This is a genomic window from Bdellovibrio sp. BIS2, assembly GCF_055398295.1.
Genome location: NZ_AP035879.1, coordinates 441449 through 464850 on the forward strand (window position 1 = coordinate 441449; position 23402 = coordinate 464850).

At 51.4% G+C, this 23402-nt stretch carries 24 protein-coding genes; 20 read left to right on the forward strand and 4 right to left on the reverse strand.

What is annotated here, in order from left to right; all coding sequences use genetic code 11:
• Window positions 1–17: 17 nt before the first annotated feature.
• Window positions 18–596 carry a Maf family protein gene (locus tag ACZ520_RS02180; protein WP_464127329.1) on the reverse strand — a complete coding sequence of 193 codons (579 nt, stop codon included), beginning with the start codon at window positions 594–596 and terminating at the stop codon, window positions 18–20.
• 28 nt (window positions 597–624) lie between these two features.
• Between ACZ520_RS02180 and ACZ520_RS02185 the strand changes: the two genes are divergently transcribed.
• From ACZ520_RS02185 to ACZ520_RS02210, 6 genes are read left to right on the forward strand one after another with little or no spacing between them, the layout of a single operon-like run.
• The gene (locus tag ACZ520_RS02185; RefSeq protein WP_232468804.1) at window positions 625–1533 is read left to right on the forward strand and encodes a type II secretion system F family protein; all 909 of its coding nucleotides are present in this window, start codon (window positions 625–627) and stop codon (window positions 1531–1533) included.
• A 5-nt stretch (window positions 1534–1538) separates the two neighbouring features.
• The gene (locus tag ACZ520_RS02190; protein WP_088566379.1) at window positions 1539–1886 is read left to right on the forward strand and encodes a DUF192 domain-containing protein; all 348 of its coding nucleotides are present in this window, start codon (window positions 1539–1541) and stop codon (window positions 1884–1886) included.
• The gene (locus tag ACZ520_RS02195; protein WP_088566378.1) at window positions 1873–3546 is read left to right on the forward strand and encodes an FHA domain-containing protein; all 1674 of its coding nucleotides are present in this window, start codon (window positions 1873–1875) and stop codon (window positions 3544–3546) included. The genes ACZ520_RS02190 and ACZ520_RS02195 overlap by 14 nt, the downstream gene beginning before the upstream one ends.
• Window positions 3546–4706, forward strand: a complete 1161-nt coding sequence (locus ACZ520_RS02200; protein WP_088566377.1) for an FHA domain-containing protein — start codon at window positions 3546–3548, stop codon at window positions 4704–4706. The genes ACZ520_RS02195 and ACZ520_RS02200 overlap by 1 nt, the downstream gene beginning before the upstream one ends.
• The gene (locus ACZ520_RS02205; protein ID WP_464127332.1) at window positions 4706–6730 is read left to right on the forward strand and encodes an FHA domain-containing protein; all 2025 of its coding nucleotides are present in this window, start codon (window positions 4706–4708) and stop codon (window positions 6728–6730) included. Before ACZ520_RS02200 ends, ACZ520_RS02205 begins: the two co-directional genes overlap by 1 nt.
• A gap of 1 nt (window position 6731) precedes the next feature.
• A complete protein-coding gene (locus tag ACZ520_RS02210) occupies window positions 6732–7418 on the forward strand; it encodes a hypothetical protein (protein WP_088566375.1) in 687 nt (228 codons plus the stop codon).
• A 9-nt stretch (window positions 7419–7427) separates the two neighbouring features.
• Here the strand turns inward: ACZ520_RS02210 and ACZ520_RS02215 are convergent, their stop codons facing one another.
• Window positions 7428–9155 (reverse strand): sulfatase-like hydrolase/transferase, encoded by a 1728-nt coding sequence (locus tag ACZ520_RS02215; protein ID WP_232468802.1) that lies wholly within the window; start codon window positions 9153–9155, stop codon window positions 7428–7430.
• Between the two features lie 160 nt (window positions 9156–9315).
• Here ACZ520_RS02215 and ACZ520_RS02220 point away from each other — a divergent pair, with 160 nt between their 5' ends.
• Both ACZ520_RS02220 and ACZ520_RS02225 read left to right on the forward strand, forming a co-directional pair.
• Window positions 9316–9945, forward strand: a complete 630-nt coding sequence (locus tag ACZ520_RS02220) for a MotA/TolQ/ExbB proton channel family protein (protein WP_088566373.1) — start codon at window positions 9316–9318, stop codon at window positions 9943–9945.
• A 2-nt stretch (window positions 9946–9947) separates the two neighbouring features.
• Window positions 9948–10352 carry an ExbD/TolR family protein gene (locus ACZ520_RS02225; protein WP_088566372.1) on the forward strand — a complete coding sequence of 135 codons (405 nt, stop codon included), beginning with the start codon at window positions 9948–9950 and terminating at the stop codon, window positions 10350–10352.
• A gap of 33 nt (window positions 10353–10385) precedes the next feature.
• Here the strand turns inward: ACZ520_RS02225 and ACZ520_RS02230 are convergent, their stop codons facing one another.
• Entirely contained in the window at window positions 10386–11384 is a 999-nt protein-coding gene (locus ACZ520_RS02230) for a SprB repeat-containing protein (protein WP_464127335.1), read from the reverse strand.
• A 188-nt stretch (window positions 11385–11572) separates the two neighbouring features.
• Here ACZ520_RS02230 and ACZ520_RS02235 point away from each other — a divergent pair, with 188 nt between their 5' ends.
• The 6 genes from ACZ520_RS02235 (at window position 11573) to ACZ520_RS02260 (ending at window position 17383) form a co-directional block, all read left to right on the forward strand.
• Window positions 11573–12076, forward strand: a complete 504-nt coding sequence (locus ACZ520_RS02235) for a hypothetical protein (protein WP_088566927.1) — start codon at window positions 11573–11575, stop codon at window positions 12074–12076.
• A 206-nt stretch (window positions 12077–12282) separates the two neighbouring features.
• A complete protein-coding gene (locus tag ACZ520_RS02240; RefSeq protein WP_232468801.1) occupies window positions 12283–12870 on the forward strand; it encodes a diacylglycerol/polyprenol kinase family protein in 588 nt (195 codons plus the stop codon).
• Between the two features lie 73 nt (window positions 12871–12943).
• Entirely contained in the window at window positions 12944–13801 is an 858-nt protein-coding gene (pssA, locus tag ACZ520_RS02245; protein ID WP_088566369.1) for a CDP-diacylglycerol--serine O-phosphatidyltransferase, read from the forward strand.
• Complete coding sequence (locus ACZ520_RS02250; protein WP_464127338.1) at window positions 13785–14792, forward strand: aspartate-semialdehyde dehydrogenase; 1008 nt, start codon at window positions 13785–13787, stop codon at window positions 14790–14792. Before pssA ends, ACZ520_RS02250 begins: the two co-directional genes overlap by 17 nt.
• A 150-nt stretch (window positions 14793–14942) precedes the next feature.
• A complete protein-coding gene (locus ACZ520_RS02255) occupies window positions 14943–16316 on the forward strand; it encodes a CFI-box-CTERM domain-containing protein (protein ID WP_464127340.1) in 1374 nt (457 codons plus the stop codon).
• On the forward strand, window positions 16313–17383 hold the full coding sequence (locus ACZ520_RS02260; protein ID WP_088566367.1) for a porin family protein: 1071 nt from the start codon (window positions 16313–16315) through the stop codon (window positions 17381–17383). Before ACZ520_RS02255 ends, ACZ520_RS02260 begins: the two co-directional genes overlap by 4 nt.
• Before the next feature lie 170 nt (window positions 17384–17553).
• On the opposite strand, the gene ACZ520_RS02265 is transcribed toward ACZ520_RS02260, so the two are convergent.
• Complete coding sequence (locus tag ACZ520_RS02265) at window positions 17554–17808, reverse strand: hypothetical protein (protein ID WP_088566366.1); 255 nt, start codon at window positions 17806–17808, stop codon at window positions 17554–17556.
• A gap of 233 nt (window positions 17809–18041) precedes the next feature.
• Here ACZ520_RS02265 and ACZ520_RS02270 point away from each other — a divergent pair, with 233 nt between their 5' ends.
• From ACZ520_RS02270 to ACZ520_RS02295, 6 genes are all read left to right on the forward strand, one after another.
• Entirely contained in the window at window positions 18042–18806 is a 765-nt protein-coding gene (locus tag ACZ520_RS02270) for a substrate-binding periplasmic protein (protein WP_088566365.1), read from the forward strand.
• Window positions 18807–18971: 165 nt separating this feature from the next.
• Window positions 18972–20051: a hypothetical protein gene (locus tag ACZ520_RS02275; protein ID WP_464127343.1), complete on the forward strand. Its 1080-nt coding sequence runs from the start codon at window positions 18972–18974 to the stop codon at window positions 20049–20051.
• Between the two features lie 58 nt (window positions 20052–20109).
• Window positions 20110–20898, forward strand: a complete 789-nt coding sequence (gene truA / locus ACZ520_RS02280; protein ID WP_088566363.1) for a tRNA pseudouridine(38-40) synthase TruA — start codon at window positions 20110–20112, stop codon at window positions 20896–20898.
• 111 nt (window positions 20899–21009) lie between these two features.
• Window positions 21010–21450, forward strand: a complete 441-nt coding sequence (gene rplM / locus ACZ520_RS02285) for a 50S ribosomal protein L13 (RefSeq protein ID WP_011163074.1) — start codon at window positions 21010–21012, stop codon at window positions 21448–21450.
• Between the two features lie 13 nt (window positions 21451–21463).
• Complete coding sequence (gene rpsI / locus ACZ520_RS02290; RefSeq protein ID WP_011163075.1) at window positions 21464–21862, forward strand: 30S ribosomal protein S9; 399 nt, start codon at window positions 21464–21466, stop codon at window positions 21860–21862.
• A 208-nt stretch (window positions 21863–22070) separates the two neighbouring features.
• Window positions 22071–23402: a DUF3373 family protein gene (locus ACZ520_RS02295; RefSeq protein ID WP_088566360.1), complete on the forward strand. Its 1332-nt coding sequence runs from the start codon at window positions 22071–22073 to the stop codon at window positions 23400–23402.

Sequence of the window (23402 nt, forward strand, 5' to 3'; positions counted from 1 at the left end):
CAGAGATCTTTCGCTGTTTAAAATTTGGACAGTAGATTTTTCACCAGATCGACGGGAAGTCCCACTACGTTGTCGAAGGGCCCTTCGAAGTGATCAACGAATTTCCCACCCTGGCCTTGAATTCCATAAGCGCCGGCTTTGTCCATCGGTTCGCCGGTGTCTATGTAGGTCCAGATTTCATCGTCAGTCAGCTCCCGGAAATAAATTTTGGTGGTCTCAGTCTGAGACACTTCCTTGCCCGTGCTGGACTCGACCAGGCACACAGCCGTGATCACCTCATGATATTTACCCGACAAAAGTTTAAGAATGCGGTAGGCATCCTGACGATCGGCGGGCTTCCCCAGGGGGGCCCCGTCGAAAATCACCTCCGTGTCCGCGCAAAGCACGATAAACGTGTCTGTACGGCTGGACTTTAGCAGGGGCAAAGCGGCACTCGCTTTTCGTCGGGCGATATCTAAAATCTGATCGTTTACATTCAGGTTTTTGTTAGGAATTTCCGATACTTTAACTGGAACCACGTCGAATGAAAAACCCGCTTCGCTAAGAAGCTGTTTTCGGCGCGGTGACTCTGAGGCCAAGATCAATGCTGGTTTCATGAGGATACTTGAACACGAAGAGGCGAAAATGGGAAGTGCAGAGTTAATGCTGATTCTGGGATTGCTGCTCGCAGGAGTGGCGGTCTTCCTTTTTGTCAGTTCCATCTTTGCAAGTAACACGGACAAGCAGCAGCTTTCATGGGCGAACAATGATGAGCCGGTGAAATCCAAAAATCCGGTGATCAATTTCTCGCGTCCATTGGTGCATCAGTTCACCTTGCAGCATGCGATGAAGATTCGCAGCGAGTCCTATCGCAAAAAAGTTCGTAAATACATCAAAACCTCGGGCCTGTCTTCAGAGCTGAACGAGGATGAATTCATCGGGTTGCAGTTCCTGTGGGGGATCATGTTCCCGATCTTCTTGTTGATCATGAACTTCTCACTGCAGTTGGGTTTGTCCCCGCTGGTGGTGGTGGGCATGGGGCTGATTGGTTTCTATCTGCCGCAGATTCATGCGCGCGGGGAAAAGAAGCGCCGCGAACTTTCTGTGCGTGCGGATCTGCCGTTCTTCATCGATCTGCTGGCGCTGTCGGTGGAAGCCGGTCTGGACTTCTTCTCGGCGATTCAGAAGATCGTGGATAAAGCCAGTGGCACGGACAGTGTGCTGGCGGAAGAGTTTTCAATTGTGCTGAAAGATATCAAAATCGGTTCCTCCAAGGCTCAGGCTTTGAAGGAAATGGCGGAGCGCCTGGATATGAACGAGATCACAAGTTTTGTGGCGGTTCTGGTGGATGCAGAGGCTACCGGTGCCAGTATCTCGCAGGTTCTTAAGGACCAGTCGGTGCAGATGCGTCTTGAAAGATTCGTCCGTGCCGAGAAAGCCGGTGCGCAAGCCTCCCAGACCATGCTGATCCCGCTGATGCTGTTTATTCTGCCGGCGGTTTTCATCATCGTCTTCGGTCCGGTGGCGGTTTCGTTCATGTATGGTGGGAAGTAGAAGTGATGGCTAAGTTGATGAACACAACCAACAACCAAACTTTGATTGCGGATCTGGAAGTGGCCTCCACTTTCCTGAGCCGTGGCAAAGGTCTTTTGGGCCGCGAAAGTCTGCCGGCTGAAAAGGCGTTGTGGATTCATCACTGCAACAGCATCCATACTTTCTTTATGAAGTTTGCGATTGATTGTGTGTTTGTGGATAAAAATCTGAAGGTGCGCGCGATCCGCAGGGATGTGCGTCCCTGGAGACTGGTGCTCCCGGTATGGGGAGCCGCTTCGGTGATAGAGATGGCATCAGGGACAGTCAGCAACGGGAATGTCAGCGTGGGAGATCAACTTTATGTGGGCGCTTAGAATCTTGACCGGCCCGCAGGCGGGTTCAGTGCTGGAGCTGAAGATGGGGAAAAACCTCATTGGACGGGCTCCTCAGTGTGACATAAAACTTATCAGTGCCGGTGTTTCCAAGGAACACACCGAGATTGCTGTATTTAAAGATAAAATTGTTGTGACGGATCTTCGTTCCAGCAACGGAACTTATTTGAACGGTGTCCGCGTGCAAAGCGGTGTGATGCGCCTTGGAGACAAGCTGGGCATTCACGACGTGATTGCCGATGTGATCCCGGCGCAGGAATCCCGGGCGCAGCGCCCGCAAGGACAACCAAGCCCGCAGGCGCCAATGCCTTATTATGGCGGCGGGGCCGCTCCACAGATGCCGCAACCTATGCATATGGGTATGCCTCAGCAAAACATGGGCATGCCTCAGGGAATGCCGCAACCGATGGCGGGCATGGGAATGCCGGGCGCAGGCCCTGCACCCGCGCCAGCTCCGGCTTTCCAGCAGGGTGGCTTTAAAGGCCTGGTGGATAAATTCAATGAATATATGGACCGCGTGGCTTTGCCCGGGGTTTACAAGCTGCCGCAGTTTGTGGAAATGAAAATGGTTCTGCTGGGCTTTGTGGTGTTGTTCATCTTCTCCACGACCCTGCTTTCCATGATTCCGATGGTGCAGATCACCCGCGCCAGCATCACCAATGAAAGTAAACGTCGGGCTGCGTCGATTGCCCGCACGGTGGCAACTTTAAATCAAGCGGCGCTTTTGCAAAACAGTTACTCTTCTTTAAGCACCAACGCGGCGGAATCCGAGGACGGTGTGAAGCAGGTTCTGATCGTGCAGCAATCTGACGGTATGATCCTGGCGCCAGCTTCGCGCGCGGGGACCACGCCGGATCTGCCATTTGTGCACTCGGCCCGCCGGGAAATGCGCCCGCAGTCCGTGGAAGTGGACTCATCCACTATCGGGGCCAGCTTCCCGATTGGTCTGTTTGACCCGAACACGGGGGAGCAGTCGGTGAAGGCTCACGCCATTGTGCTTTATGATATCGGCAGTCTGGCCTTTGATGACGGACGGGCGATCAGTCTGTTCATGCAGACTCTGGTGATTGCATCGTTGATTGGTCTGTTGTTGTTCTTCTTCATGTACAAGCTGATTGAATATCCGCTGGTTACGTTGAATGCACAGTTGGATACAGCCATGCGTGAAAAGACTGATAACACGGTGGTGGACTTCCAGTTCCCGCCACTGCAGGCCCTGATTGGCAATATCAACAGTCTGCTGACAAGATATATCAATGGTGACACCGACAAGGGCGGTGGGGCCGCCGGATTTGTGAACAAGGACGGCGAGGCTGAAAATCTGATGCAGATGATTGGTTACCCGTGTGTGGCGATTGCGAAGGAAGGCCGGATTATTTCCTGCAACCCTTCGTTCCTGCAGGTGGCTCGTGCGGAAATGGCGCAGCTTCAGGGGCAAATGTATAAAGCCATTCCGGATGTGGCTTTGCAGCAGAACATCGAGGGTCTGGTGGTGCGTTCCCGTGAAAATCCACGCGGCATCCACACGGACCAACTGGAATTCAGCGGACATCTTTGCATTCTGAGCTGTCAGGCATTCTGCACAGGTCAGGAAGTGGACTATTATGTGATCACTGTATCACCAACTGAAGGAGGCTCGTGATGAGCGCAGCCCCTCAGGTGAAGGATTCCATGAAGTTTGACATCGAGATCATCAAAGGCCCGCATATTGGTCAGAAGCTTACTTTTGAAAAGGCTTCTGTATCCATGGGCCGTGGTCCGGAAAACGACATTGTCCTTTCCCAGGATCCACGAGTCAGTCGTCAGCACGCTGAAATCAAACAGCGCGGCAATGAATTTGTGCTGGTCAATCTGAGTCAGAAAAACTTTGTGATGGTCAATGGCCAGAGCATTCAATCCGAAGTTCTGGCGAACGATTCGGTGATTCAGATTGGTGAGACAGAAATTCTGTTCAAGGTCGACATGCCGGTGGTGCAGGCACCTCCACCAACTCCAGCGGCGACGCCGTCTCCGCTTTTGACGCCGAATCCGTTCCCGGCTCCGACTCCGCCGCGTCCGCAGCAGATGCCGGTCAGTAATCCGTTCCCACAGGCGCAGACGCCGGCTTATCAACAGCCTCGTCCGATGCCGGCGATGCCGAACCCTTCGATGCCTCCGGCGCAGCCGATGGCTTATGGCGGTTACACTCCGCCTCCGAATCACGGCATGCCCAATATGGGGGCGTCGATGGGTGGGCCATCCGGTGGCGGGGGACTGCTTTCCAATCCGAAGGCAAGATTCTATGGCATCATCGCGATCGTGGGCCTGGCGGCGTGGTTCTTCCTGTCGGATTCCGGCAACAAGAACAAAAAAGATCCGAATGCTTTCAGAACTTCAGCACTGTCCATGGCGGACGTGGCCGAAGCCGAGAAGCGTTCCCAGGAGCTTTTGACCATCAAGAAGGAAAAATACGACTCGGTTCAATACCGCCGGGCTCAGGAAAACTTCATCAAGGGCTTCCGCGACTTCCAGCAGGGCCAGTATGCCCGTGCGCGCGAGGCGTTCCAGGTTGTTTTGAATCTGGATCCGGACAACGAGCTGGCAAAACGGTATTTCCATCTTTCGAAGATCAAGTTTGACGAGCTGGTGAAATTCAACATGATTCAAGGCAACCGATACCGCGAGAAAAAGAACTGGAGAATGTGCCAGTCGAATTATTCCAACGTGATGACCATGCTTCAGCACCGCAAGGACGATCCTTCATTCAAGGAAGCCAAGCAGTTCTATGAAGAGTGCACGCTGAATCTGGAGGGCAGGTTCTAATGGCTCTTCTGCGTGTGCGCCTGCGTGGCAAAACAGTCTGTGAAGTGAACCTGACGGAGGACCGCTCTTACGTGGCCGGCCGTAAGGAAGACTGTGATATCGTGTTGCAGCCTGAAAAAGGCATTTCCCGCGAGCACTTCAAAGTTTCCTTCAATGGCAGTTGGAACGTGGAAGTTGTATCCCGTTATGGTGAAGTGATTTATAACGGCGAACAGGTTCAGCAGTTCCAACTGGAGCACGGGGCGATGTTCACCGTGCCTCCTTACGAATTTGATTTCCTGAACACGGTGGCGGAAGCCCCGGCGTATCAGGAAGCTCCCGCCATGAGCGGTGGGGAAAACCTGCCGGCCGTGATGGGTTCTGCACCGGATTCCTTCGATGGCAGCGATGAAAAAACCATGATTGGTGTGGCGCCGACGGCGGCCTTCATCAAGATTGTGGATGCTCAGAATGAAACCAAGGAAATGATCCGTCTGGATGCGGGCGATGCCTGGATTGCGGGACGGGATTCCACGTGTCATATTCAGATCCGCGATCAGCGGGTCAGCCGTCGTCAGTTTGAAATCCGTCGTGCCGGATCCCAGTTTGTGATTCTGGATCTGGGCAGCGTGAATGGGACGCTTTTAAACGGCAATCCGATTTCCTCCACCGACATGACTCCGATCAAATCCGGGGACGCGATCAGTGTGCTGGAAAATTATTTGTACTTCGAATTGCACGATGCGAGCTTCCAAAGCCGTCTGGAGCTGGTGAACGTGGCACCACCAAGTCCTTTGGTGCCGACCAGCTATGACAATGTGCCGATGGAGTATCAGCAGCAGTCCCACGAAATGATGCCGTATCAGGGGGCCATGCCGCCAATGCCGTATCAGCAGCCGATGCAGTATCCGGGTATGGGCGCACCGATGCCGGGCCCGATCCCACAGGCTTCGGGCAAATTTGATTTCCAGAAGCATCGTCCAAAACTGATTGTGGGCGCGGTGGTTCTTTTGGCCGTGGCTTATTTGTTCAGCGGTGGTGACAAGACCGCTCCTCCTGCACAGCCGGGTCAGGTGATGGCTCCGGGGTCGCCGCAGGAACTGTTCTCGAAACTGAAGCCGGAGCAACAGGCTCTGGTTCGTCAGCGCTATAAAGATGCGAAGAATCTTTATATGCAGGGTAAATACCAACTGGCCCAGGATGAAATCGTGAAGATTCAGGAGATCATCCCGGACTATGAGGACATCCGCGAAATCGAGCGTCTGTCCAAAGAGGCCATCTTCATTCAGGAACAGCAGCGCCGTCAGGACGAAATTGAAAAAGCCAAAGCCGAAGCTGAGGAAAAAATCCAGAAGCAGGTGGTGGAATGTCAGAAAAAAATCAATCCTACCATCACGGCCGCCGAGATGGAGGACTGTCTTAGCCCGGTTCTGCAGTTCAACCCAGAACACCCGCGTATTCTGGATCTGAAATCGCAGGTCGATATGCTGAATGCCCAGCGCGAGGCCAAAGAGGCTGAAAGAGCCGCTTACCAGTCGCTGGTGGCGAAGATGCGTGGTCTTTACGGCTGGGCGGAAGGGGTGCACAAAAAAGGCAAACCTCTGGATGCCATTGCTGCTTATGAAAAGGTTCTGGAATCAAAATTGCCGGATCCAAGCGGCTATAAAGGTCAGGCAAAACGCAATATTGCCTCTATTCGTCAGATGATGAATTCGAAAACGGCCAGCCTGCAGTCTGAGGCGGAAAAGAACTATCAGGCGCAGAACCTGAAAGGGGCTATTCTGGCTTTGCGCAAGGCGCGCAGTCTGGATCCGACAAATGATGAGCTTCCGGATCGTATCGAGCGTTATACCACTGAACTGCGCAAGCAGATGATGACGCTGTATCAGGAAGGCATCCTGGAGGAAAGCTTTGGTAACGTCGATGGTGGCGAATCCAAGGCGGGCGCCAAGGACAAATGGAAAAAAATCCTGGAGCTGGATATTCCGGATGGTGAGTACTACAAAAAGGCCTACATCAAGTTGAAAAAATACGGAGCATTGTAAAGTGAAACTGCAGGAGCGCTCGTACAGCACCAAGATTCTTCGCCCCAAGCCGCTCATTCATCGCGAGGACGACGGCAGTTTGATTGTGATTGCCACGTCCTGGGGACAGCCCGAGCACGCCCAGCGTGCTATGGACGAGGTGGTAAAGTACGTCAGCGCCGCCAAGGCCGACGTTGAAGTGACCTCGCCGTTTGAGTTTCTGACCTGTCTGTCGGACGAAGTGAACTATGTGCGTACCGGGATTCTGATTGCCAATGATCTGCTTTATCGCGGTGAAAACCGCGCCGAATATTTTTCCGGTGTTGAGCTGATGGCGATTTTCAAACGCGGTCCGCAAGTGGCGTGGGCCCATGTGGGTTGTCCGAGTTTGTTCATTCAAAGAAGAAATCAAAGACTGCAGCCGCTTTCCATCGGACAGGATCTGTCCAGTGAACTGCCAAGACCACAGGCGCTGCCGCCGTTGCCGTCGCAATTGTTGGGGCTGGATCCGACTTGCTATATTCAGTGCGGGCATACTTATGTCAGCGAAGGCGACCGTCTGGTGCTGCTGGCAAGTTCCAGCGTGGCGACGACACTGTGGACTCGGGAAGGGGATTCGCTGGATTTGGGTTCCGTCACCACGGGCATGATTCAGGAAGACCCGGATTCGCCATTCTGGCTGGGTCTGATCGACGTTTCCGCCGAATAACCGAAAAAACTAAAGCTCTTCGATCGTCAGGGACTTATAAACCTGATTGCGCAGTTTGGAAAACTCTGGCAACGCCAGTGCCAGTTCCACTCGTGACGGAGCAAAGATATTGTCACGTGACGTATCCCAGATCAGACCTGCGGCAATGTTATTGCGCTGAATTTGCTGATCCAGCATGTAATTGCGGAAGGATCTTTCAAAGCGTTTGCGCTGGGTTTCGCGCGAAAGGCCGCGGGCATCCGCGCGAATCCAGTCAATCCACTCCAGGAACAGACCATCATTGCAGTTTTTCAGGTTGTCCGTGCCAATGGTTTTTACGGTCACCAGGTCAAAGCACGGATCAGTCACTTTGGCGGTCTTCACATTAAGGTTCTTTTCCGCCACGAACTGCCAGGTTGAAATCTTATTTTTCTGACCCAGTTGCTTTAAAGTGTCCCAGTCTTTTCGGTTCAAAGCGATTTGAGCTGTCCAGTTTAGCAGGTCCAAACTGCCGGGCTGTTGTGCCTGCAGCCGTTTCAGGTCCTTCAACAGCAGATCCTCTTGGTCCACGCGCATCCAGCGGGAGTAAGGCAGGCTTAGTTTCGTGGTCCATTCAGAAAGCAGGGGAGGGAAGGAAACAAACTGATTTCGATAAAGCAGGTTTTGCAGCTTTTGCGTGGTTGGCAGAATACTTTCCTGCAGCAACGGCAAAGGGTTGGTTTCAAAGCGGTCCACCAGAGTGTTGTACAAGCGGGGCTTTTCGTCATTGATATATAGAACATGATTGGAGATCGCGGCCGTTTTCAGCGGACCGGCTTTGCGCCACAGGGCCCAGCCGGACTCCAGCAACAGCGGACGGTCTTCCGGCCATGTCGCCGTGGCGCTTTTCATCACCTCGGTCAGAGACTGAGCCGGGAAGGACTGAGGTCCTTGATCCACGATGCTTTCGCCCAAAAGATGGAAAAGCGTGCGCCCGACATCCACCAGGCTGACGTTTTGATCGATCTTCCAATGAATCGCTTCATCCCGTTTTTTCTTTTGAGAAGGTTTGATGAATAACGCCACCTGGGTGTTTTCACCGTGCAGGTTCATGGAACTGAGTTCTTTCGGACGATCGTTGCCGGTGTGCCCGTTCAGGCCCACCAAAAAGATGGTGGTGCTGTCCCAATGACCGGTGGATTTCAGCTCTTGGAAAAGTTCAAAAAGGCTTTCATCCAGTTCTTCACGCTGACTTTCAAAACTCAAGTTTCGGGCTTCGCCCAGATCCGTCAGGGTCTCAGTGTTCGTGAACAGCAGATCCGGAACATAGATCACACTGAAGAAAGACATGCCACCGACATCCTGGTGAACCCATTGTCGAAAAGCATCGGCATTTTGTTTAAAGGGACGAATCAGGCTGCGGAAGGTCGGAACTATATTGTCGTCGAATAGTTCGAAGCCTTGATTCAACCCGCTCCGACGAAAGACGGGGGCGCCTCCGGAAAAGAAGCTCGTGCGGTAGTCCTGATCCAGTGCCACCTCGGAAGCCAGCTCGACTTCCGCCGTCAGTCCCGGACCTCCATTGTGGCGAACCTTGTGTTGATAAGGATAAAGCCCCGTCAGCAGGGAGGCCAATGCCGGAACGGATAAGGGTGAAGGGGAAAAGGCGTGGGTGAATCGCACCGATTCACTGCAAAGCAATTGAAAACCAGACCTCTCGGAAGGATCCTGACTGCAATTGACGTCGCTGATGGTCAATTCGTCCACCGCGATGATCAATATAGAGTTCCTGTCTTTTGTTTGGCAGGAGAGCTGGACCAAACTCAGAAGGATGAGTGTGAGAGTTAAAATGATTTTCCGCATACCTTGACCGTATGTAATGGTTTTAGTGATAATGGATCAATTAGACAGCGCAGTCAAAGATTTGGAGGAATCACCCATGCTCACGGAAAAGATATTTACTATTGCTCACTTGGCGGATCAGGTTGTTTTGTGGATCTTGCTTGTTCTCAGCGTATTGAGCATCGGCATGATTCTGGAGCGTTATTTTGCCCTGAAGAAAGTTTCCGCTGAGTCGCAACGAGTGCGCGCTCGCATCAAGCTGGCACTTCAGAGCAACAGCCTGGAAGACGTGGAAGATCTTGCGAAAGATCCTAATTCCATCGAGGGCCGTGCAGCAGGTTACGCTTTGAAACACATGAGAGACGCGGGCAGCAAAGGTCTTTCTGAAATCTTCAACACCTTTGCCTTGACCGAGCGTCCAGAGCTGGAAAAGTTCCTGGGTTTCCTGGCAACAGTTGGCTCCAATGCTCCGTATATCGGCTTGTTCGGTACGGTTTTGGGTATCATGAAAGCCTTTAACGATCTGGCGACAGCTCCAGAGGCGGGTCAGCAGACGGTGATGGCGGGTATCTCTATGGCCCTTGTGGCAACGGCAGCGGGTCTGTTCGTGGCGATCCCGGCGGTGGCAGCGTACAACTATTACAGCAAACAGGTTCGTGGTGTGTTCCAGAATCTGGAAAGCGTGAAAGAGTTGTGCCTGGCTTACGCTAAGAAAAAAGGTGTTTAAAAATGGCATTTAATAACAGCGACAATAATGAAGCCATAGCGGACATTAACGTCGTTCCGCTCGTGGACATCATTCTTGTGGTTCTGATCATCTTCATGGTGACAGCACCCATGTTTATGAAGCCCACGATCAACGTGAATCTGCCCAAAGCAGCCAGCGGTGATCAGACAGCTCCGAGCAAGCTGAATATTGCTTTGACTGCTGACGGACGCATCAACCTGAATGGATCCTTCGTGACGGAAGAGGACGTTCGCGCCAAAGCCACAGAAGAAGTGGGCAAGAACGCGGATGTTCAGGCCATCATCTCGGCGGACAAAGATGTGCCTCACGGGAAAGTGGTGGGACTTCTGGATATCGTCAAAGGTTCCGGGGTTAAGAAGTTCGCGATCAGTATCGATAAAAAATAGAAATAAAAAAGGGCTCTTCAAAGAGCCCTTTTTTTATCTTCGCACCCATTTGCAGGTGTTTGAAATCAATTTCAGTTTTTTGTTCCGGCACTCAAAGGCAACGTTGCCGTCGTACTTCCATTCGGAGGTGTCGTCGTAACGGTCGCCATAATCATAATAGTTGGGATTCACCGCAGGAGAATGGATGCGCGGAATGGTTGAGCGGCAACTGATCCACGTCTTGTCCAGATAGTTCAAATTCGCAGGCACATTGAAGTAAGTCAACTGGCTGTAGCTCGGATACGGGAACAGCATGTTGTAGATGTCATAGCTTTGGTGCAGCAGGAATTTTCCGCGCGGACCATCAAAGTATTCGGTGAAATAGTTGTAGCCCTGATCGTAGGTGGCATTGGTGTAAGTGAAGTACTTGCCAGCGGTGCATCCCACAGTGGGCTCCAGAATCGTCACGCGCGCCATCGTGCTTTGCAGACTTTGACCTTTGTTGTCTTTGATAACCACATAGTAAGTGCCCTCGTTTTTCCAACTGTCAGCACGCCCGGCCAGGAACGCATAGTTGCCGAAGCCGCCTGTAATAGCCTTGCTGTTCACATACCACTGATAAGTGTAAGGCTGGGTTCCGCCGGTCACGGCCACGTCCAACTGGAAGTCGCCGTTTTCCTGAACACTGACACCCGTGGGCTGATTGGTGATGCGGAAAGTTCCGTCTGAAGAACCGCCTCCGGAAGAGCTGCCGCCACCAGTGCTGATACCCCCGGAAGAACCCCCGCTGCTGCCGCCGCCACCAATGATGACCGCGCCACCGCCGCCGCCCGTGGACGAGCCCGAACCTGAAGAATTGGAACCTCCACCCATGTTCACGCCGCCAGTGCCCCCAGGACGGGAACCCCAGATGTCGGTACGACCGCCCGAGCTGCTGCCGCTGCCTTTGGAAGCTTCCGTGGTGGAACCCTCTTCAGCGCAGTCACCACTGCAGAATGAATTTTGTGGAGCACAGTTTTGAAAGCTGACAATAGTAAGGGAAGCGATGATCAACGCCGAAAGGACGCGAAAATTCCGAATTTTCCGAAGAATACGGCCATTCATAGTTACTTTCCCCCAAGTACCTGGACTTTAATACGGAAGAAATGTGGAAAAACTAAAGCAAAATGGCTGTTTTTTGATCGGTGGATCTCAAAATGACACAGCTAAAGTCCTGCGCAGGGATTCCGATGATAAAAGGTATGTTTAAAGCACAACCTTCAGACACTCAGTTCATTATTGTCACTTTCGTGTTGGTTCTCCTTTTGGGAATTCCGACGTTCATGAATTTGACGGAAGATTCGTATGTCGTGGCTGAAGAGGAAGTGTTTGAGTCGGCGCAAGCACCTGCACTTGCCGGGGGTCGTGAGCCCGCCAGCATTCCGAGTGCGAAGGTCGCGGCGGTCAGCCGTCTGACACAGTTTGATTTGAGCTGTGCAAAAAAAGCCCTGAGCCCGTTGAGCGTGGACAGCGGCTATGTCCAGTTTGAGGGTAAAAATTGTCTGCGTGGCTTTAAAGAAGGCGACGTGGAGATCATTAATAAGAGCAATGGCTACACGGCTTCCATTTTCCTGCGTGGCACTGACAAATATCAAACGGATCTGATTCAGCTTAAAAAGGGCGATAACGAAATCACGATTCGCTATCGTGAACGTTCCGGCAAGGCTGTTGAAGAAGTCCTTTTGGTTCGCTCCAGTCAGATTTAATCCTTTAAAATCAACATCTTAATGCGTCCAGCTAGAGTAAGATCAATTAAATTGATCTTCAGTTACTCTGCCTTTAAGTTAGCCACCGTCCCTGCGTTGAAGCGCGGACAATAAGTGGATTTATACTGATGCTCATTGAAGGATTGACCCAACCTGTGGATCTAAAAAAACGTTCGGACATTCATTATGCTCGAAAGATCTGGCATATGTCTGGAGTCTTCGCGATGTTCCTGGCTTATGTGTACATGCCACCGGCTGTTTCCATGACCGTGCTGATCGTCGCGTGGAGTCTGTTTGTTCCTTTTGATTTTCTTCGTTTGAAATACCCTGCTTTGAATGACTGGGCGATGCATGCCTTTAAGCCCATCATGCGTCAAAGCGAAGTAAAAAAACTGGCGGGGACAACCTTCCTGCTCAGCGGTGTTTTGATTGTTAATATCCTTTTCCCTCGTCCGATCGTGGCGTTGACGCTGTTGTTCCTGGCTTTTGCCGATCCGATCGCGAGCTACTTTGGGATTCTTTACGGCAAGGACAAGATCTTTGGTCATAAATCCATTCAAGGATTCATGGCGGCGTTCTTTGTTTGCGCGGCTGTCACGTTCATTTATCTGATCTACCATAATTATCTGATGGATCGTCTGATTGTGGTCAGCTTGTTTGCCGGTTTGGTGGGAGCTTTTGCAGAATTGATTCCTGTTGCCAAGCTTGATGACAATCTGACTTTGCCTCTGATGAGCGCTGTCGGATTGACTATCCTGTTTTATTTCTTTGGATTTTTCGCAGCCGTAAGCTAATGTCGTTGAGGTTGGAGACGGGTCTTTTCCGCCACTCCAACCGCATACATTTTCTAGCTTAGGTGGACGAAAAATGGCTACTGATACTCATCTTGATAAAATTGATTCTGACGATGCCAAAGCTCAGCGCTTGGCGATGTACATTTATATTCTTCCAAATTTGATGACCACGGGGAATTTGTTCTCTGGTTTCTTTGCCGTCATCCAATCCATCAAAGGTAACTATCTTTACGCAGCTTACGCGATTGTTGTCGCGGCGGTGTTTGACCAGTTGGACGGCCGCTTGGCGCGTTTGACCCGTTCCACCAGCAAATTCGGTGCGGAATACGATTCTTTGTGTGACCTGGTCAGCTTCGGTATGGCTCCGGGCACGCTGTTGTTCTTGTGGGCTTTGCAACCGTTTGGCCGCTTGGGCTGGGTGGCGTGTTTCCTGTTCGTGGCTTGCGGTGCGCTTCGTTTGGCGCGTTTCAATGTTCAGGCGAACGTGGTTGAAAAGAACTACTTCCAGGGTCTGCCGATTCCAATGGCGGCGGGGATCGTGGCGTCTTCCGTTCTGGCATTCCAGGATCTGGAATTGGAACCGCTGGGCAACTATGGTTTGCTGGTGATGACTATTTTGCTGGCGTTGGTGATGGTATCCAACTTCCGCTTCCGCAGCTTTAAAGATCTGGATTTGAAAGAGCGTCTGCCGTTCCGTTACCTGATTCTGGGTGTCGGTGTTCTGGTTGTCGTGGCACTTCGTCCGGAAGTAATGCTGTTCGTTCTCTTCATGGCTTACGCGGTTTTGGGCGCTGTTTTCGGTGTCTTCAAACTTGGAAAAAACATCCGTAAGATCAAGCCAAGTGTGTACGCTCCTGCATCTGTGCATGAAAGCGATCTGGTCCTCGAAGAAGAGGAAGAAGAGGCGAAGAAAGATGAAAAGAAAACTTAAAGTCGGTGTGGTGGGCGCGACCGGAATGGTCGGCCAAACCTTCATGAACATCCTGTCAGAGCGCAGCTTCCCAATTGTAGAACTGCGCCCCTTTGCTTCTGAAAACTCTCTGGGTAAGAAAATTGAACTGCAAGGCCAGCAATGGCCTTGTCAGGTTTTGAAGGACGGCTGCTTTGACGGGCTGGATCTGGTTTTCTTCTCTTCCGGAGACGACATCTCTGCTGAATGGGCTCCGAAGGCTGTGGCGGCAGGGGCTTTTGCCGTGGACAACTCGGCTGCCTTCCGCATGGATCCCAACACCGTGTTGATCGTTCCGGAAGTGAACGGCGATCTGGTGAACAAGGATTCCAAACCTCAGATCATCGCCAATCCAAACTGCTCCACCATTCAGTTGGTGGTGGCGTTGAAACCGTTGCTTGAAAAATTCGGTCTGGAAGAAGTGCGTGTCAGCACATACCAGGCGGTGAGCGGAGCTGGTCAGGGTGGTCATGACGAATTGATCGAACAGACCTCCAACCATCAGAAACCGACAGATCCAAAAACATTCCCGCACACTATTTTGTTCAACTGCATTCCCCAGATTGGTTCCTTCAACGATGAAGGTTACTGCAGCGAAGAAGTGAAAATCATGAAAGAGACCCGCAAGATTTTGGGTCAAAAAGATCTAAAGGTGTCCGCATTCACCGTGCGTATCCCGGCTTTGAATGCTCACAGTGAATCCGTGTGGGTGACTTTGAACAAATCCGTCAGCCGTGACGAAGTCATGGCGGCCCTTCAGGGGCAGGAAGGCATCGTAGTTCAGGATGAACCCAAGAAAAGCGTTTATCCCTTGGCCCGCGATGTTTCTGGCAAAGACCCGGTCTATGTGGGCCGTGTTCACCGCGACCCGGAAAATCCAAAGATGTGGCTGATGTGGGTTGTTTCCGACAACATCCGCAAAGGAGCCGCCCTGAACGGCATCCAGATCGCGGAAAAGATCTTCTTCAGTTGATAAAAAGGCCATCTGACGATGGCCTTTTTAATTTGAAGCTGCTTCAGCTTGCGCGCCTGCCGGCGCTCCAGCACTGCCGGGCGGTGCCGACCTAGGTCGGGGCGGGGGGCATTTTTTGACTTCCGGACCTTAGCATGGTTCGATTAAAGGATGAGACTTCCATGGACGGGATATCAGCATCACCTTAGAACGTTTGCACTTTCCACCTTGCTGGGGGGACTGCTGCTTTCTGCTCCGGCTCTGGCCACGATCACACTTGTTTCTGTGGATGGGGCTTCTCGCATTGATCTGGCAACAACGGAAACCAAAACCACGCTGTATGCGGGCTTTGCCGGAACTTGCACGGCGGATGCGAATTCCACTGCGACTTGCGACAGTTGCAGTGGCGAAACGGTTTCCAGTTCCAAGCTGTGGCCGTGCAATAAGAAAAATGCCTATAACAACCTTCGTATCACGATCCGTGTTCAATCCAGCAACACGTCGGCTGTTTTGGCTGATGCCATCATTAAAGTGGGTGAAGACACGCTGACCCCTTCCATCAATCCGACTTTGGCGGATGGTATTTTGAATGTGCAGGTCACCTGGGGTGAGCTGTGCCAGAAGCTGGGGCAAAGCGGTGGATGCGTGGCGGACTTCAGCGGTGAACTTTCTGTGGGCTTTAAAACCACAACGGATTCCACAACCACCAACGATTTGATGACCTTCAAGGTGATGGGGCGAGTGGCGAAAACCGACGGCTCTGATTGGGTCTATACGAACTGTCCGACTGATGACATCACGATTCCTGCAGGCTCGGGTTACTGTTATTTCAGTGCCTATCGCGGGGATGAAAAGATTTATGCCGACCAACTGGCCCGAGCGGATGACTATCCGGCCAGCACAGCACCTGGGATCGAATACGCAGGTCCCGTGTTTTTCTATGAAAAACAACTGGATGGCGAAGACGACAACACCACGATCGCGCGCATTTCCAATGCCTCCGGTTACATCCAACTGGTGGACCCTGAAAGAGACAACCGCATCGACGGACTGGATAATGACGTCCGCTATTGCATGGTCATGGCCAATCAGGACAAGACCGGAATTGTCTCTTATTATTCTCCACTGCCGGGGACTTCTGGCGGGGTCGATGCCATCAGCCTGTGCGCGACACCTTCGAAAGTCGTCGGCCTTCTGGATGACAAAAGCTGCTTTATCGCCACGGCGGCCTTTGGCAGTGACATGGCTCCGGAAGTTCAAAGCTTCCGTGACTTCCGTAACAAGTATCTTCTTAGCAACAGCATCGGGACGAAATTGGTGAAGCTTTATTATAAGCACAGTCCTTTCTATGCGAATCTGATCGCTGAAAATGAATTTGCGAAAGCGGCAGTGCGCACGGCTTTGTGGCCTCTGCTGTTCTTTGCCCGCATGAGCGTGACTTTTGGTCTGTGGGTGACCTTGCTGTTTGCCGCTTTGGCAGGTGTGTCCGTTTATGAAATGTACCGTCGTTTTGTCGCCGGTCGCAGAACGCGGGGTGAAGCGTGAATGCCTGGCATAAGTATTTTGTAGTTCTGCTGGCCGTTGTTTCCTTCCACGCCGTCCAGGCCCAGGAACAGGGGCCGCCGCAAGAGCCTCCATTCGTTCAGGAAGAAACCGAATTCGAAGGTGAGGACCTGCAAATCGAGGACGAGATTCAAAGTGCGGCTCCCGGTAAAGAGTCCGGCACCGTGAACCTGAATGAGCAGACGCCCAGTGATTCCAAAATCGAAGAAGATCTGATGCTGGAGGAGGAAACTCCGGCTGTGGTTGAAGAGACGGCTCCGGTGGTAATTCCTGAAGAGCCTCCTCAGCAAGTGGCTCCGGTGAAGAAAACACCGCAGGTCGAAGTGGTTCGTCGTTCCAAGAGCGGTGGTGTGGAGTACATCCAGCATCCGCAGGCCGCTAAAGGCCTGATGACCATCACCAAAGATGGCGCCTACGTTTATCGTGTAAAGCCGCCTTCGGCTTCGAAAGAGTCCGGCACCTTCCGTGTCGGGATGATGGACCCTCCGAAGATTGATTCTGCTGACGGCGTGACCAACTATGATTCCATGTACGGTAGCTCGTCCCAGGCGATGTTCATGTTTGACTATGAATGGAAGCCATTCAATGGCTATGGCAGTTTGGGAATCCAGGCAGGACTTGGGTTGCTGTATGCCACAGGTCAGGGAAGATTTATCACTCCTGATCCGCAGTTCCCGAATCAGGAGGCAAAAGAGGAATATTCCTTCCTGGCGGTTCCGCTTAATGTGGGTGGGGTGTATCGTCTGGAGTGGAGTGATCGTCAGTGGATTGCACCGTATGTTTCTGCCGGGGGCACGTATATCGGTGTGGTTGAAATCCGTGACGACGGCAAGTCGCCGTCCGTGGTGGGTACGCCGGGTGTGTATGGGGCGGGTGGTTTGCTGTTTAATATCGCTGCGATGAGTGACGACACGGCCTTCACCCTGAGCTCTGAATACGGCATCAACAACCTGTGGCTGTCATTGGAATACCGCCAGTTGCAGACGTTCAGTGAAGATGTCGATTTTTCAGGCGGGATTATCGGCGCGGGCGTCACGGTCGACTACTAGGCTGGTGAAAAGGGCCCACCTCCGCGTGGGCTTCGCCTCAAAATGCCAGAGGCATTTTGTGCATCTGGACCCTTTTGACCAGCCTTTGGCTTTCGGTTTGCGGTAAAATAAAAAAAGGCGCCTCTTTCAGAGAGCGCCTTTTTTTTGTCTTCAATTTTGAAGAATCAGAACTATTTGTCAGAGCAAGCTGCGAAGTAAAGAGTTCTGTTGTGACGGTGAGTAACTGTCTGGCGGCAAGTTTGAGCGTACTCAGAGCAGTTGTATTTTACGTAAGTTTGACCTTGGCTGTCCTGGCCCATTACGTTGTTGGAATCGCACCAGCTGATGAAGTCTACATAGTACTCGTCAGTAATACGAGAGTAGTTAACGTCAGAAGCAACCGCGGAACCGGAAACAAGCATCAATACTGCGAACAATGTTTTCATGGAATAACTCCTTATTTTATTAATTTAAAAAAGTGGGACAGGAAATACGCCTTTCGCCCGTGCCGGTCAATTCCCAGTAAATGTTGTGAAAAAAGGGTAATTACCAAGTTTCGGGCGTTGCGAACAGAAAACTGGCGGAACACAGATGGTCCCGGGCTGCTTTGATTTCCAACAAGTAATTAGGGGATTTCAAAACTCTTTTGTATTTACTTCTCTAAATTGAGGAGTTTTAAGTGACCCGTCTGTATTGGATTCTGCCAGTCCTGCTTGCTTGCGTGTGTGCGCAGGCCAAAAGCTATCGTGTCCTTGCCGAGGACAACTGGCCGCCGTTTTCCTATGTGGAGAAAGGCCGGCTGCAGGGCGTGTCCGTGGATCTGGTGCAAGCTGCACTTGAACTGGAATCAGCAGAAGTCGAGCTTTTGGAAGTCCCATACCTGCGCTGTTTGGCTTTGACCGCCATCGGGAAAGAGCCAGGCTGCTTTAACTCGGCAAAAAATCAGGAGCTGGTTGAAAAATACATCTTCCCGGATGAGCACCTGTTCCGCAGCCGCGGATTGATTGTCACCAACCGCCATGTAAAAAAGACCAAATCCATCCGTGTCGTCCGTGACCTTGAAGGGGAGACGGTGGCATTACCCAGCGGTTTTCCGTTTGGGAAGGAATTCGACGATAACAAAAAGATCCTGAAGCACTTCACCGCCAATGACATGACTTCATTGAAGCTGGTGGTGACCGGCCGGATAAACTACGCCGCCATCGACGAAATGGTTTTGTACTATTACCTGCAAAGAAACCCCCAGTTTCGCGGCAAAGTGAGCACGGTTTTAGAGCTGAGCAATGAGCCCATCTATGTCCATTTTTCCCGCTCCCATCCGCAAAGCCGTGAGCTGCGTGAAAAGCTGGATCGGGGTTTAAGAAAGCTGAAAACCTCGCCGGACTATGCCCGCATCATGCAGCGCTGGCTGGGTAAGGATGTCCCTTTGGAAAACTTCCGCTAGGCGCCGGAAGTGCCTATTTTGGGTTTCCTGTCACAGGGCTGACTGGGGCCGGGGGCGGTTCTGGTCTTATAAGCAATTTAGCAGAGATAATGGGATTTTTAGGGCTTTTCTCTTATTTGCCGGTTGGTATGCCCATTGCTCTTTTTAGGGGGAACAGGAGTTCCCATGGCCATTCGCACTCTTTTCAAAAGCCTGCTTTTGATCGCTGCCGTTTCTTTGACCGGCGTTCACGCCTTTGCTGAAGACGACGCCAATCTCCTGCTTTTTGAATCCACACCCCTGCAAACAGAAAACCAGAAAGCTCCGCGCACTGACATCGCGGATGAGGCGGTGATAAAACTGGATTTGTCTGAAGTGGTGGAGGGCGAGAAAGACTTCAGCCGCAAGGCCTTTATTGCAAGAGCCCGCGCGGCGATGACAGCCGATATTCCCACAGACAAACTGTATGAATTCGAAGGCCCGCGCAGCGAAGCGGAGCTGGAAAAACTGCTGGAACTTTCTGATGCCGACATCGCCAAGTTCCTGGCCAAGAAGTCAGCGTTTCTGGGTAAGTTCGCGCGTGTGCTGTCGTTCTTCCGTGTGAAGCCGGGTAAGATCAACAAGGCTTTGAATGAACTGAACAATCGTTTTTATGAAAGTTCCCATGTTGTTTCCCGCAGTAATGTGAAGGGCGGGACGATGATGGTTTCCATCGGGGCGGGGTTGGCGCTGCCGCAAAAGGTGATGGAGGCTCTGCGTGGCAGAAGCATTGGCCGGTTCATTCCTGAATCCGGCGGGTTCTTTTATATGCTGGGACTGGGTGCAGGGGTTTCGCGCCAGGTGGGATCTGACGGCAAATCAAAAATGGTCTTTGAGATTTTCATGGATGTTGAGCGCCTGAAGAAAACCCTAACCGGTGTGGCAGAGATTTCTGCGGCAGGCACTTATGGTCTTGTGTTTGAAAAACGTGACGGGGCTTTCACGCATCAGAAAAATACAACGATGTACGGTGGGGCGACGGGAGTCTTCCGCCAAGGGCCGAATCAGTTTGGTTGGGCGGCTTCCACCGGGATGTCGATGCCTCCGGGTATTGGTATTTTCCTCGTGTATCAGGATCATGCGACCAGATACTATCTTTTCCGTATGGAGGGGTTGAAGGCGTCGCTGCCGGCTTTGAAAGGATTTAAAGACAATATCATCTCGGCCTTGAGAAACTATGCCCACTTCGGCGGCAAGATCGTCACCTGTCAGGGAGCTTTGTTCTAGGCTGTTAAAAGTTCCCGCCATCTTGCGGCCTTAAGGGGAACCTGATAGGTTCCCGCGCATGACTACTAAAGTGCGCTTTACCGTTGCTTATGACGGAACAGGATTCTGCGGCTGGCAGAAACAAAAACCCGAGGACCAGATTTCGGTCGCTCAGGTGATCGAAGAGGCCCTGTCCAAGGTCTTCAATGAAAAAATCACCCTGTTTGCCTCCGGCCGAACCGATGCCGGGGTTCATGCTCTGAACCAGGTTTGCCACTTTTCTACGCATCGCAAGATTGATCCAAGCAAGAAATGGGACCTGTGCTGGGCCTTGAACTCCCATCTGCCTCCGTCAATTGTGGCCAAGAAAGCCTGGATTGCACCGGATGACTTCCATGCGACCTTGTCGGCGACTCATAAAACCTATCGCTATCTTATAGTGAACAAACCCCGTCCCAGCGCTCATTTAAATAGATATGCGGACTGGGTGCGCCTGCCGATCAATATCGAACATTTGCAGGAAAGTTCGAAATATCTCTTGGGAAATCAAGACTTTAAAAGCTTCCAATCCGTCGGAACCCCGGTCCCGGACACGGTTCGTGAGATTTATAAGGCGGACTGGGAATGGCGTAAACCCGGTGTATTGCAGTTCACGATCACCGGTAGCGGCTTTTTAAAGCAGATGGTCCGAAATATTGTGGGGACCTCAATGTTTTTGGAACGCAAAGGCCTGGAGCCTTCAAAAATGCAGGAGATTATTGCGGCTCAAGACCGCATGAAAGCCGGTCCTCCGGCGCCCGCACAGGGCCTGTACCTGATGAAGGTTTATTATCCTCAGGACCTTGACAATAGGTGCCTAGAACTTTAAAACATCCCTTCCCGCAAAATAGTGTAAGAGCCCGTTGTTAAACTCAAACATATTTTTGCCGAACAGGCAGACGGTAAAACTGACTGTTCACAATGAAACTGGAGACTCTAAATGAAGACTTTCAATGCAAAAGCAGAAGAAGTTGAAAGAAAATGGTGGATCGTCGATGCTGCTGGCCAAAAAGTTGGTCGTGTAGCAACTCACGTAGCGACTATCCTTCGTGGTAAAAACAAAGCTATCTACACTCCTAACGTTGATACTGGCGACTTCGTAGTTGTTATCAACACGGACAAGATGGAGCTTTCTGGAACTAAGTGGCAGGACAAGAAGTACTACTCTCACACTCGCTTCTTCGGTTCTTTGAAAGAGATGACAGCAGCTCAAGCGAAAGAGAAAGATTCTACTTTCATCATTCACGAAGCTGTTCGCGGTATGCTTCCAACAAACAAGCTATCCCGTCACGTTATCATGAAAATGAAGGCATACACTGGTGCTGAGCATCCTCATGCTGCTCAAAAGCCGGCTCTATTCACCCTTCCATCTAAGAAATAATCGGAGATAGAAAATGGCAGCAGCTGATAAATTCTATTATGCAACTGGAAGAAGAAAAACAAGCGCAGCGCGTGTTTTCTTGAAGCCTGGTAAAGGCACTATCACAATCAACGGTAAAAAATCTGAAGATTATTTGACTCGTATGCAATCCCGCATGGTGATTGTACAGCCTCTTGATCTTTTGAACCAAATCGGTAAGTTCGACGCTAAAATCACTGTAGCAGGTGGTGGTGAGTCCGGACAAGCTGGTGCTATCCGTTTGGGTATCACTCGTGCATTGATCGCTTTCAATCCTGAATTCAAAGGGATCTTGAAGAAAGCTGGCTTCGTTACACGTGATCCTCGTATGGTTGAGCGTAAAAAATACGGTAAAGCGGGTGCACGCCGTAGATTCCAATACTCCAAGCGTTAATTTGCTCGGACGCATTCTTTCGAGAATTGCGAATGGAAGAAAAAAGGGAGCTTTCGAGCTCCCTTTTTTTTATCCAAAATCCCTGTCTTTAAAGCTGTCAATTTTTCTGCATACATATTATTGTTTATAATTCCCCTGGAATTGTAATTTTACTCTCATTGCAAGGCTGTCATGCGGGTGCTAGTCCTCTATATGGGGGAGGCGCTGCATGAAGAATGCTGTTGGCTTATTGCTGTTGTTCTTGGGATCTGTGGTGCAGGCCCATCAGGCTTCCATGTATGTGACAACTCCCAAAACCGTCGAAGAACGTCTTGCAGAGCTGGAAGCCAATCAGAACCTTCGTTATTTCAATCTTTCAGGCTTTTTGATTTCCACTTACGATCACATCTCGGCTGAAGAAAATGTCCCTGAAACTTTTGATAATCCGGATCTGCAGTACCTGCGTTTGCGTCTTTCTTTGAATGCGGATGCCGAGATCAATCCGCAAATTCGCGTCTACACCCGTTTGACAGCGACGAAGTTCATGAACAACTGGCGTTCGCAAGGTGGTGATCCCACCTACATTCATGATGTTGAAGGGGTGTATTCGAATTCGGGTTCTTTGATTTACCTGGAAAAAGCCTATGTGGATCTTTCCTGCCCTGAATCCATTTGGACCCTGTCGGTGGGACGACTGCCGACGGTGAATGGCAGCCCGGAACATTTCTGGGATATGCTGCCCAGACAGGGAACTTATCCGCTGCTGACCTTTGATGCTCCGTTGGACGGAGTTGCGGTCACCTTCCGCGCGGATTCACATCTGCCATTGAATCATGAACTGGCGGTGCGCGTGCTTTACACTCCTTTCACCGATGTGGTGTGGGGTGGAAACAGAAAGTTTTTGCGTCCGCCGACTGATGACACCAATGCTGGTGTTCAGGTTGGTGATGACACTGAAACACTGATCAATATGGGTTCGGTACAGCTTGATTACACGTTGAAGAATCAGTCGTGGACGGATGAGCTGGGTGCGATTCTTCAGTACTATAAAAGTGGACGTTTGCCGTTTTCAACGGGGGCGGGCACTTCAGACCTGAATCTGCAGGGTGATGGTCTGACAGCATTGCTTGAGCTGAACAGCATCGCGCAGACGGCTTTGGATGTATCGCTCAGTCATACTTACACCAACACGATCAGTGATGGGCTGCTGGCTCCGGGGCTGGGGTTTGGGACGGATCAGGATTACGGGACCAACTATGGCAGTCTGACCTTGCTTTCAACGCGCTACCGTTTTCAGAACTGGGCGCTGGGTTTGGAGTGGCTGACCAGTTCGGGTGTGCCGTTTTATTTCTCTGCTGCGCCCGAGGATCTGACCCGGTTTTATTCAACACCTGGTAACAGTGAGCATTTGTATGTCACGACCAAGTGGATGAGTCTGGTGACTTTGCGGGCAGGCTATCGCCAGCAGAATTATTCAGCCACTCCCATTGGGTTTGGACCCGTGCAAAGCACGGATCGTGTATTGAAAACTTATTACCTCAGTCTAAGAACGGATTTCTAA

Coding starts and splice junctions, on each gene's coding strand:
- ACZ520_RS02220 (WP_088566373.1), top strand. CDS start 9,316: ATGCTCACGGAAAAGATATTTACTATTGCTCACTTGGCGGATCAGGTT.
- ACZ520_RS02250 (WP_464127338.1), top strand. CDS start 13,785: ATGAAAAGAAAACTTAAAGTCGGTGTGGTGGGCGCGACCGGAATGGTC.
- truA (WP_088566363.1), top strand. CDS start 20,110: ATGACTACTAAAGTGCGCTTTACCGTTGCTTATGACGGAACAGGATTC.
- rplM (WP_011163074.1), top strand. CDS start 21,010: ATGAAGACTTTCAATGCAAAAGCAGAAGAAGTTGAAAGAAAATGGTGG.
- rpsI (WP_011163075.1), top strand. CDS start 21,464: ATGGCAGCAGCTGATAAATTCTATTATGCAACTGGAAGAAGAAAAACA.
- ACZ520_RS02240 (WP_232468801.1), top strand. CDS start 12,283: ATGTCTGGAGTCTTCGCGATGTTCCTGGCTTATGTGTACATGCCACCG.
- ACZ520_RS02180 (WP_464127329.1), bottom strand. CDS start 596: ATGAAACCAGCATTGATCTTGGCCTCAGAGTCACCGCGCCGAAAACAG.
- pssA (WP_088566369.1), top strand. CDS start 12,944: ATGGCTACTGATACTCATCTTGATAAAATTGATTCTGACGATGCCAAA.
- ACZ520_RS02235 (WP_088566927.1), top strand. CDS start 11,573: ATGTTTAAAGCACAACCTTCAGACACTCAGTTCATTATTGTCACTTTC.
- ACZ520_RS02295 (WP_088566360.1), top strand. CDS start 22,071: ATGAAGAATGCTGTTGGCTTATTGCTGTTGTTCTTGGGATCTGTGGTG.
- ACZ520_RS02200 (WP_088566377.1), top strand. CDS start 3,546: ATGAGCGCAGCCCCTCAGGTGAAGGATTCCATGAAGTTTGACATCGAG.
- ACZ520_RS02275 (WP_464127343.1), top strand. CDS start 18,972: ATGGCCATTCGCACTCTTTTCAAAAGCCTGCTTTTGATCGCTGCCGTT.
- ACZ520_RS02205 (WP_464127332.1), top strand. CDS start 4,706: ATGGCTCTTCTGCGTGTGCGCCTGCGTGGCAAAACAGTCTGTGAAGTG.
- ACZ520_RS02185 (WP_232468804.1), top strand. CDS start 625: ATGGGAAGTGCAGAGTTAATGCTGATTCTGGGATTGCTGCTCGCAGGA.
- ACZ520_RS02265 (WP_088566366.1), bottom strand. CDS start 17,808: ATGAAAACATTGTTCGCAGTATTGATGCTTGTTTCCGGTTCCGCGGTT.
- ACZ520_RS02195 (WP_088566378.1), top strand. CDS start 1,873: ATGTGGGCGCTTAGAATCTTGACCGGCCCGCAGGCGGGTTCAGTGCTG.
- ACZ520_RS02225 (WP_088566372.1), top strand. CDS start 9,948: ATGGCATTTAATAACAGCGACAATAATGAAGCCATAGCGGACATTAAC.
- ACZ520_RS02255 (WP_464127340.1), top strand. CDS start 14,943: ATGAGACTTCCATGGACGGGATATCAGCATCACCTTAGAACGTTTGCA.
- ACZ520_RS02190 (WP_088566379.1), top strand. CDS start 1,539: ATGGCTAAGTTGATGAACACAACCAACAACCAAACTTTGATTGCGGAT.